General features: G+C 69.0%; 7 protein-coding genes. 2 read left to right on the top strand and 5 right to left on the bottom strand.

Annotated features, from left to right (window positions below):
• The 4 genes from D180_RS17315 to D180_RS17300 all read right to left on the bottom strand — a co-directional run.
• The coding region (locus D180_RS17315) for an FAD:protein FMN transferase (protein WP_017913794.1) at nucleotides 1-317 on the bottom strand (317 nt) is incomplete at its 3' end.
• Nucleotides 318-483: 166 nt separating this feature from the next.
• Complete coding sequence (locus D180_RS17310; protein ID WP_017913793.1) at nucleotides 484-1,176, bottom strand: Fe2+-dependent dioxygenase; 693 nt, start codon at nucleotides 1,174-1,176, stop codon at nucleotides 484-486.
• A 63-nt stretch (nucleotides 1,177-1,239) separates the two neighbouring features.
• Nucleotides 1,240-3,534, bottom strand: coding sequence for a catecholate siderophore receptor Fiu (locus D180_RS17305; protein ID WP_017913792.1), 2,295 nt, complete (start codon nucleotides 3,532-3,534; stop codon nucleotides 1,240-1,242).
• Nucleotides 3,535-4,173: 639 nt separating this feature from the next.
• Complete coding sequence (locus D180_RS17300; protein ID WP_017913791.1) at nucleotides 4,174-5,670, bottom strand: aminotransferase class III-fold pyridoxal phosphate-dependent enzyme; 1,497 nt, start codon at nucleotides 5,668-5,670, stop codon at nucleotides 4,174-4,176.
• A 127-nt stretch (nucleotides 5,671-5,797) separates the two neighbouring features.
• Here D180_RS17300 and D180_RS17295 point away from each other — a divergent pair, with 127 nt between their 5' ends.
• Together D180_RS17295 and queA are read left to right on the top strand one after the other, a co-directional pair.
• The gene (locus D180_RS17295) at nucleotides 5,798-6,229 is read left to right on the top strand and encodes an Lrp/AsnC family transcriptional regulator (RefSeq protein WP_017909210.1); all 432 of its coding nucleotides are present in this window, start codon (nucleotides 5,798-5,800) and stop codon (nucleotides 6,227-6,229) included.
• A gap of 136 nt (nucleotides 6,230-6,365) precedes the next feature.
• Nucleotides 6,366-7,415 (top strand): tRNA preQ1(34) S-adenosylmethionine ribosyltransferase-isomerase QueA, encoded by a 1,050-nt coding sequence (queA, locus tag D180_RS17290; RefSeq protein WP_017913790.1) that lies wholly within the window; start codon nucleotides 6,366-6,368, stop codon nucleotides 7,413-7,415.
• A gap of 495 nt (nucleotides 7,416-7,910) precedes the next feature.
• On the opposite strand, the gene D180_RS17285 is transcribed toward queA, so the two are convergent.
• A partial coding sequence (locus tag D180_RS17285) for a DUF885 domain-containing protein (RefSeq protein ID WP_017913788.1) occupies nucleotides 7,911-9,674 on the bottom strand: 1,764 nt, incomplete at its 5' end.

The raw sequence follows: 9,674 nt of genomic DNA, 5'->3' as shown, positions 1-9,674 counted from the left end.
GCGGGCTCCGGCACCCGCCGATCTCCGGCGGTGGCGCCGAAGCCCCACGCGCCGACTACGGTGCCGATCGTGGGATCGAAGGCGCCGCCGCTGCGATGCGCCACCTCCAGCGCGCAGCGCATCACCGTGTCGAACGCGGCAGGCAAGGCGTGCCAGGTATCGGCGTCGGCGCGGTTGTAGCGGCTGAGATCCGATTGCGCGTCCCACGTGCTCATCTGCGCGACGACCAGATCGAGCTGCGCCTGGATCGCATCGCGCAATGCGTGCAGGTCGCTGCGTTGGGGCGGCAGCAGCCTGGCGCTCCAGCGCGTGCCCATGCTGCCGCCGTGCAGCGTGGCGATGCCGGCGCTGGCGCGGACTGTGGTCGGTGAAGCGGGGCGACTCACGCGTCGACGCAGCGCGACCGTACAACGGCAGCGCGCAGGTGCCCTACGCGCGACCGTGTGCCGGCGGCATGTTCGGCGTTCCGGTCCCCACGCCCGCTCATGTCTCCGACCAGTCGCGCAGCAGGTTGTGGTAGACGTTGGTCAGGCGCAGCAGCGCCGCCGCGTCCGCGCCGCTGGCGGTCAGCGCCTGGATCGCGGTGTCCAGGTCGAACAGGGTCTGCCGCCGGCCGGCGTCGCGCACCAGGCTCTGCACCCAGAAGAACGATGCCATGCGTGCGCCGCGGGTCACCGGCGCGACCCGGTGCAGGCTGCTGGACGGATACAGGATCAGATCGCCGGCGGGCAGCTTGACCTCATGCTCGCCGTAGGTGTCGTGGATCAGCAGTTCGCCGCCGTCGTACTCCTCCGGCGCACTCAGGAACAGGGTGCAGGACAGGTCGCTGCGCACGGTCAGCGCCGGCTGCGCGGCGGTGGCGGCCTGGGTCATCACCGCACCGTCGACGTGCAGGCCGTAGCTGCCGCCGCCGCTGTAGCGGTTGAAGCGCGGCGGGATGGTGCGCAGCGGCAGCGCCGCGGCGAAGTACAGCGGGCTGCGCGCCAGTGCGCTCAGCACCGCCTGGCCGAGGTCCTGCTTCAGCGGCGAGGCGTCGGCCAGTTGCAGGTTGCGCTTGACCTGCGCGCCCTGCGCGCCGACGGTTTCGCGGCCGTCCACCCAGTCGGCGGTCTCCAGTGCCTGGCGGAACCGCGCGACCTCATCGGCGCTGAGGATGTCGGGAATGTGCAGCAGCATGGGGCGCTCCGGCGGTGGACGCCCAGGATAGGGCGTCCACCGCGCGTTGGCAGGCGCGGTCGCTCAGAACCGGAGCTCGGCAGTCAGCAGCACCGAGCGCGGCGCGCCGGGCGTGTAGCGGAAGCCGCTCTTGTTGATCGCGGCGACGTAGTCCTTGTCGAACAGGTTGTAGGCGTTCAGGCGCAGCGCCACGTGGTCGTTGACCGGGTAGCTCAGCACCGCGTCCCACACGGTGTACGACTTCACGAACGCCGGCGTGCCGACCGCGCCGTCGCGGCCGCGCTTCATCTCGCCCGAGTAGCGCACGCCGCCGCCGACGGTCAGCCCGAACGGCAGGGTGTAGGTGGTCCAGGCGGTGAACGCGCTGTCCGGCGTGTAGGCCAGATCCTGGCTGCCGTCCTGCGAGACGGTCGTGCCTTGACGCACCCGCGCATCCAGCTTGGTGTAGCCGCTGGACAGCGACCAGCGCTCGGTCAGCTTGCCCACCGCCGACAGTTCGATGCCTTGCACGCGCTTCGCGCCGCTCTGGTAGTACAGCCCGTCGCTGCCCTGCACGATCTCGTTGTTCACGTCGGTACGGAACAGCGCCAGCGTCGCGAACAGCGCGTCGTCGATGAAGTTCCATTTCGTGCCGACCTCGGCGGTCTTGGCCTTCTGCGGATCGAAGCGCGGATTGTTGGCGTTGTTGGCCGAGGCGCTCAGTTCCAGCGTGCTGCCGCCGGGCGGCTGCTGCGAGGTGGCGAAGTTGGCGTATACGCTCACGTCCTCGTTGGCCTTGTAGACCGCGCCGAGTTTCCAGCTGAACAGCGTGTCGGCGATATCGGTGTCCAGGCCGACCACGGTGGTGCAGGGCGCGGCGGTGGCGGTGGCGGAACTGCACACCAGGCTGTCGAAGTCGGTCTTGTAGCGATCCGCGCGCACTCCGGCCGTGACCAGGAAGCTGTCGCCGAACTTCAGCGTGTCGAAGGCATAGGCCGAGTAGGTGGTGGTGGTGCCATGGCTGCGCGCGCCGTTGCGCGCGGTGCGCAGCGGCGTGGTGTTCCAGTCCGGCGCATAGAGGTTGGCCGGATTGGCCGCCAGCCAGGCGGCGCGGTCGACGATGTTGTGGCCCCAGCTGCGCAGTTCCTCGCGCGAGGCTTCCACGCCGGTGCTGAGGTTGTGCTGCACCGCGCCGGTGGCGAAGTCCACGCGCAGGTTCAACTGGTCGGCGAGGGTGGTGTACTGCTGGTCCTTGAAGGTCGGCAGGCTGCGCAGCACCGTCCAGGTCGCAGGATCCGCCGGATTCGGCGTGCGCAGGTTGGCGGCGTTGGGCATGAACGCGAACAGCAGGTAGTCCTGCTCGTTGCGGCCCCAGCGCGCGGTATTGGTCAGCTTGACCGTGTCGGACACGTCGTGCTCGATGCGGAACGTCGCCATCTTCGCGGTCACGTCGTCGTGGTCGTCGCGGGTGCCGTAGAAGTTGCTGCTGTCCACGCGCGCCGCGCTGCCGAGCCACGGCCGTGCGGGGTCGGGCGAGCTGTAGCCGGGCAGGCCGAGGGTGGGCACGCCGCCGTCGGGCACGTTGTCCTGCTTCACGTACAGCAGGTCGAGCAGGTAGCGCGTGTCGGTGCCCAGGCCGAACGCCAGCGACGAGGCCAGGCCCCAGCGCTTGTTGGCGACATGGTCGCGGCCGATGGCGTCGCTGTCCTGGCCCATCACGTTCAACCGCAGCGCGCTGCTGGCGCCGAGCGCCTGGTTCCAGTCTGCGGTGGCGCGGCGCTGGCCATGGTCGCCACCGGACAGCGTGGCGCTGCTGGCGTTGTCCAGGTGCGCCTGCTTGCTGACCAGGTTGATCGCGCCGGTCGGCGCGCTGCGCCCGTTGTCGGTGCCGGCCGGGCCTTTCTCGACCTCGATCTGCTCGATGTTGAACACGTCGCGCGAGATCGAGCCGAGGTCGCGCAACCCGTCGACGAAGATGCTGCTGGAGCTGTCGAAGCCGCGCATGTAGATCGCATCGCCGGTGCTGGTGTTGCCGTTCTCGCCGACATAGAAGGTGCCCACGCCCGGACTGTTGCGCAGCGCTTCGGTGAGGGTGGTGGCGCCCTGTTCGTTGAACAGGTCCTTGCCGATGATGTTGAGGGTCTGCGGGGTGTCGATCAGCGGCTGGGTGAACTTCGGCGAGTCCGGCACTTCCACCAGGTAGCGCTTGGCGCGCTGGGCCTGCACGTCGACCTTGTCCAGGGTGGTGGGCTGGTCGCCGGTGTCCGCATGCGCGGGGGAAAGCAGGCTCAGCCCACCGAGCAGCACGGCGGTGCTGAGGGTCGGTGCGGCGGCCTGGCGGGTCACGGCGTGTTTGCGGCGCTTGATCGGAGAAGTCATGGGCGGTTCGGTTTGCAGGAGGGGCGGCACCCCGATCGCGGGCAGCGGCCGTCCCCCAGTGGGAGCGGCCGCGGCGGCGAGATCGGGCGGCTGGGCGAAACGGTGTCTGCCGCGCATGCGATGCAGGCAGTGCATTCATTTTCCATGCAAATGCGAATTGTTTGCAATCTCTTTGTCATCGGTGCCGGTCCGCCGCGGTTCGGATAGCCGGACTCGCCAGAAAATGCGGCCCATCGACCAAGGCGCGCAATCGGCCAAATGACCCGGCACTGAGCGGTTTAGGGGCCGTCCGTGCGGGCGCGCGACGCCAGCGCCGACCAGGCGGGCGCTGCGGGTACGTGGAAGTCCGAACTAGGGGCGGTAGAGAGGCGCGCCGGTGTCAGGCAGCCGATGCTGCCTGGAGATGGCGTGGTACCGACGGCGCAGTGTCGCTGCCGGATCGTCGCACTAGGTGCGTTTCGAGGTATGCCGAAGGAGCGGGTGTGGCAGTGCCGGATCGCGTGTCGCCATGAGCGTCGCCAGTGTCGGCGGACCACGAAGCCAGGCCGGTACTCGCCCTCTGTGCAAGGGCGGCACGCGCCAATGCTGTCGGGATTAGCCGCTTGCGGCGCCGTCCTGCGGCACCGCAAGCAGCGGGGTTCAGGCCGCCGCGGCCTGTGCCACGCGCGGGCCTTCGCGCAGGGCGCGGCCGATCAGCCCGACCAGCAGATCCAGCTCTTCGCTGTCCATCGCGAAGTGCGGGGTGAAGCGCAGCGAGTTCTCGCCGCCGTGGATCACGTTGACGCCGTGCTGGCGCAGCCACTCCTCGGTGGAGCCGGCGCCGTAGCACTTGTATTGCGGGGCCAGCGCGCAGGAGAACAGCAGGCCGGTGCCCTGCACCTGGGTGATGGCGCCGCCGAGTTCGGCCTTGAGCTTCTCCAGCTTCTGCACCGCCTCGGCGCCGCGCTCGCGGATGTTGGCGCGCACCTGCGGGGTCAACTGCGCCAGGGTCGCGGTAGCGACGTCGAGCGCGCGCGGGTTGCTGGTCATGGTGTTGCCGTAGGTGCCCTTGCGATACACCTGCGCCGCGTGCTCGGTCACCGCCAGCACCGACAGCGGGTACTGCGCGGCGTTGAGCGCCTTCGAATAGGTTTCCAGGTCCGGCGGGTCGAGCTGCTCGAAGCCGGGATAGTCCACCACCGACAGCACGCCGTGCGCGCGCAGGCCGGCCTGGATCGAGTCGACCAGCAGCAGGCTGCCGTGGTTGCGGGTCAGTTCGCGCGCGGCGGCATAGAACGCCGGCGGCAGCGCGCGGCCGGGGTCGCCTTCGCCCATCACCGGCTCCAGGAACACCGCCTCGATGAACCAGCCGTGCTGCTCGGCCTCGGCGAAGGCGCGGCGCAGCGCGTCCACGTCGTAGGGCGCGATGGCGATCAGCCCATCGTCGCCGCGGTAGCTGGCCAGGTGCTGCAGATAGGTCTTGCGGCTGGAGTCGGAGTACATGCCGGGCCGGTCGGTGCGGCCGTGGAAGCTGCCCTTGACCACCAGGCGCTTGATCTTGGCGCCGGCGTGGCGTGCGCCCGGATCGGTCTGCAGCTTGGCGTTGATGTCGACGATGCGCGCGGCCAGGCCCACCGATTCGGAACCGGAATTGAGGCACATGAAGCGGGCGTACGGACAGCCGCCGCGGCGGTGGCCGATCTCCGCACGCAGCGCGCGCTCGAAGCGCAGCTGCGACAGGTTGGGGGTCATCACGTTGGCCATCACCTGCGGCCGCGCCATCGCCTCCAGCACCGCCTCCGGGGTGTGGCCGAAGCCGAGCATGCCGTAGCCGCCGGCGTCGTACAGCACCGCGCCCTTCAGCGTGACCACCCACGGGCCGCGCGCGCTCAGCGCCACGTATGGGGTCACCGCGTCGTCGGCGTAGAAATTGACGAACCCGGCCTGCAGGCGGCGGATCTGCTCGGCCTCGTCGAGGTCGAGCAGGTCGCCGAATTCCGCGGCGATGCGCGCGTAGTCCGCACCGGCCGCGTCGATCGCCGCGCGCAGCGACGGATGCGAGGCCGCCAGGCGCTCGATGCTGGCGTCGTCCAGGCCCTGGGTCAGGCGATCGCCGGCGTGGGCACGGAGCGGGGCGAGGGGGCCGAGTACGGTCATGGAGATCTCCTGAAGGCGGGCTGTCTGGCGACGATCCTGTCTATTATCGGGACAGGATCGTCGAATGGCAGCGTGAATCCGTGCAGGAATTGACGCATTTTCGTCGATTCGACGAAAATAGGTGGTCATGAAGATCACCGCCTCCGACGACGCCCTGCTGTCGCTGCTGCGCGAGGACGCGCGTGCCTCCACCGCCCAGATCGCCCGTCGCCTGGGCGTGTCGCGGACCACCGTGCAGAGCCGGATCGAGCGCCTGGAGCGCGAGGGCGTGATCTGCGGCTATACCGTGCGCACCCGCGACGACTACGAACAGGGCCATATCCGCGCGCACATCCTGATCACCGTGCTGCCGAAGAAGATGACCTCGGTGGTCAAGGCACTGCGCGAGATCGATGCGGTGCGCGTGCTGCATTCGGTCAGCGGCTCCTTCGACCTGATCGCGCTCGGCGTGGTGCCGGGTGTCAACGACATGGACGAACTGACCGACCGCATCGGCGCGCTGGACGGGGTGGAGCGCACCACTTCGTCGATCATTCTGTCCACCAAGTTCGAGCGGTGAGAGGCCGGGATTCGGAATTAGGGAGTGGGGCTTCGCAACAGTGCGATCCCGCTTTGCTTCAACGAATCCCTAATCCCGAATGCCCAATCCCGGCGCCGCTACAATGGCCGGCCCATTCCCGATCTCCCCCGGCGCCTTGAAAAAATCCGATTTCCACTACGACCTGCCTGAAGACCTGATCGCGCAGCAACCGCTGGCCGAGCGCTCGGCCAGCCGGCTGTTGCTGATACCGCCGGCGCCGGCGGCCTTCGCCGATCGGCACGTGCGCGATCTGCCGGAACTGCTGCGTGCCGGCGACCTGCTGATCTTCAACGACACGCGGGTGATCCCGGCGCGGCTGTTTGGGCAGAAGAGCACCGGCGGGCGGGTCGAGATCCTGATCGAGCGGCTGCTCGGCGGCCAGCGCGCGCGGGCGCAGCTGGGCGTGAGCAAGTCGCCCAAGGCCGGGGCGCGCATCGCCCTGGATGCCGGCGGCGAGGCCGAGGTGCTGGGCCGCGACGGCGAGTTCTACCAGTTGCAGTTCCATGTGGACGGCGCGTTGGAGCACTGGCTGCAGCAGGCAGGACGCTTGCCGTTGCCGCCGTACATCCGCCGCGAGCCGGGCCTGGACGACCGCGAGCGCTACCAGACCGTGTTCGCGCGCGAGGCCGGTGCGGTTGCCGCGCCGACCGCCGGGCTGCATTTCGACGCGCCGTTGCTGCAGGCGCTGCAGCAGCGCGGGGTCGAGGTCGGGCACGTGACCCTGCATGTGGGCGCCGGCACCTTTCAGCCGGTGCGGGTGGAAGCGCTGGAGCAGCACCAGATGCACCGCGAGTGGCTCAATGTCGGTCCCAGCCTGGTCGAGCAGGTACGGCGCACGCGTGCGGCCGGCGGCCGCGTGATCGCGGTCGGGACCACGGTGGTGCGCGCGCTGGAGAGCGCGTCCAAGGACGGCGAACTGCATCCGTTCGCCGGCGAGACGCAGATCTTCATCCTGCCGGGCTACCGCATCCGCAGCGTCGACGCGATGGTGACCAACTTCCATCTGCCGGAAAGCACGCTGCTGATGATGGTCTCGGCCTTCGCCGGCCGCGAGCGCATCTTCGCCGCCTATCGCCACGCCATCGCCGAGCGCTACCGCTTCTTCAGCTACGGCGACGCGATGCTGTTGTGGAGCAGCGAGACGCCGGCAGACCGCGTGGGCTGACCCGCGTGAGGTCGTGCGGTCGTGGCGGCCGTCGATCGAACGCGTTGGCGAAGATGGTGGCGTTGTTACGCCCAGTCGGTGAACGCATCGACGACGCGTGCGCCGCGCACCGATGAGCGGGCGTCGTCGCGCTGGCGGTGCATGACATCGCGCCTCACCTCTGGCCTGCCGCTGCACAAAACGCAAGCCACCGCGAAGCGTCGCGAAACCAGCCTGCATCCGCGTGATTGCACGAGGCGGCGCTCGTACTCTCATCCGCCCCTTCGGGGCACCTTCTCCCGAGGGGAGAAGGGAGAGGCCAAAGCCCCTCTCCCTCCGGGAGAGGGGGGGTGAGGGTGAGGCAGCGCGCAGCGACAGCCCATCAACCCCGCATCGCGCAGACACGGTATCGCGCCCGTATCAACGACCATGCAGCAGCAGGGGCCAGACGTTCTTGCCAATCCTCAAGGGCTTCACCACGGCCGCAGGCCCGTCATCCCGACTCCCCAATCCCGACTACTTGATCGGCTCGTCCAGCATCAGTTCGCGCACGAACCGCACCGGCGGGGCGCCGTAGGACAGCACCTGGTCGTGGTAGGCCTTGAGGTTGAACTTGGCGCCGAGCTTGTCCTGCATCGCCTTGCGCAGGTCCAGGTGCTCCTGCACGCCGACGAAGTAGGTTGGCAGCTGCGCCGAAGTCAGCTGCGCGCGCACCCACTTGCCCTCGGCCTCGCTCTGCTGCTGGAAGGTGTCGTGGACCATCAGGTGCAGCGCCTGTTCCTTGCTCCAGCCGTCCACGTGCACGCCCTGGTCGAGCAGTGCGTTGGCGATGCTGCGCAGGTAGAACTTCAGCTGCACCAGGTGGAACAGCGGATCGTTGTCCAGGTAGCCCTGCTCCTGCATCATCCGCTCGGTGTACACCGCCCAGCCTTCGGCGAACACGCCCGAGCGCAGCACGCCGCGCAGGGTGGAGGGGAACTTGGCCGAATGCCAGCCTTCCACGTAATGCCCGGGCACGCCCTCGTGGATGCTCAGCAGGTGGATCATGCGGCTGTTGTATTCGCGCAGGAACGAGTCGGCCTGTTGCGCGTTCCAGTCGTCGGGAATCGGCGACACCGCGTAGAAGGTCTTCAGGTTCTTGTCCAGCGGGCCGGGCGAATCGCAGTACGCCACCGCCACGCCGCGCTGGAATTCGGGCATCAGGATGATGTCCACCGGCGCATCGGGCAGGGTCACCAGATCCTTCTTGCGCACGAAGTCGGTGGCATCGGCCAGCGAGGCCTTGGCGGCCTCGACCACCTTGTCGCGCGCCGGATGCTGCGCATAGGCCAGCTCCAGCGCCGCCTCGATCGCCTTCTGCTGCTGTTCGTCGCTGGGCGCATCGACCAGGGCCGGTGCGCCGGGTTTGTCCTTGAGCACGGTGCGGGCGATGCCGTACATGTCCTGGCGCACGCGGGAGAGCTCGGCCTCGGCGCGCTGTTTGATGTCGGCGCGCGACAGCGAGGAATTGAGCGCGAACTTCAGCTTCTGGTCGTACTTCTCCGCGCCGAGGCGGAAGTCGCCCTTGGCGTTGGGCACCAGGGTCTGGTCCAGCCAGGTCTGCTGTTCGGCCACGGCCTTCTTCAGGCCCTCGATCGCCGCTTGCAGACGCTGCGCGTCGGCCTGCGGCAGTTCCTGGATGTGCGGGACGATGAAGCTGTCGACGATGCTGAGGATGCCGCGGTTCTGCTTGGCCACGGTCTTGGCGCTGATCTCCGACACGCGTGCCGGGTCGAGGTTGGCGCGCGCCTGCGCGAACAGCGCCGGGATCTTCTCCATGCGCGCGGTGGCCGACTTCAGCCGCTCCGGCAGCGGCGCGAACTCGCGCGCCATCAGCCCGTAGATCGCGCCGCCGGCCAGGCCGTTGTAGACCTGCGGATCGGTCGCCCAGCCTTGTGCCACCTCGCTGTTCCAGATGTCCGACTGCAACTGGTTGCGCAGGATCGCCGCGTCCACCTGGTTCTCGCGCGAGAGCTTGGTGGTGTCGAGCTTGTCCAGTTCGGCCAGCAACTGCTTGCTCGCGTCCAGGCTCTTCTGCCGGCCGGCGGCGCTGAGGTCGTCCAGTTCGCTGTCGTAGCGATGGTCGCCGGTCTGGGTGGCGCCGACCGGGGACAGTTGCATCCAGGTGTCGACGGCGCGCTTGGAGAGCGCGGCGAACGCAGTGTCCGCGGCCGGGTCCGCCGCGGCGGCGGCCGAGCCGGGGGCGGCGGTGCTGGCGGCAGGCGCGTCGGCGGGGTTCTG

The sequence above is a fragment of the Xanthomonas sp. SHU 166 genome (assembly GCF_000364685.1).
GTDB lineage: Bacteria > Pseudomonadota > Gammaproteobacteria > Xanthomonadales > Xanthomonadaceae > Xanthomonas_A > Xanthomonas_A sontii.
Note: the sequence above shows the minus strand (reverse complement) of the source record. Positions and strands in the feature narration are given on the sequence as shown.

Bases quoted from the DNA above. Each gene is read 5' to 3' on its own strand.
- D180_RS17310 (WP_017913793.1), bottom strand. From the start codon at position 1,176: ATGCTGCTGCACATTCCCGACATCCTCAGCGCCGATGAGGTCGCGCGG.
- D180_RS17305 (WP_017913792.1), bottom strand. From the start codon at position 3,534: ATGACTTCTCCGATCAAGCGCCGCAAACACGCCGTGACCCGCCAGGCC.
- D180_RS17300 (WP_017913791.1), bottom strand. From the start codon at position 5,670: ATGACCGTACTCGGCCCCCTCGCCCCGCTCCGTGCCCACGCCGGCGAT.
- D180_RS17295 (WP_017909210.1), top strand. From the start codon at position 5,798: ATGAAGATCACCGCCTCCGACGACGCCCTGCTGTCGCTGCTGCGCGAG.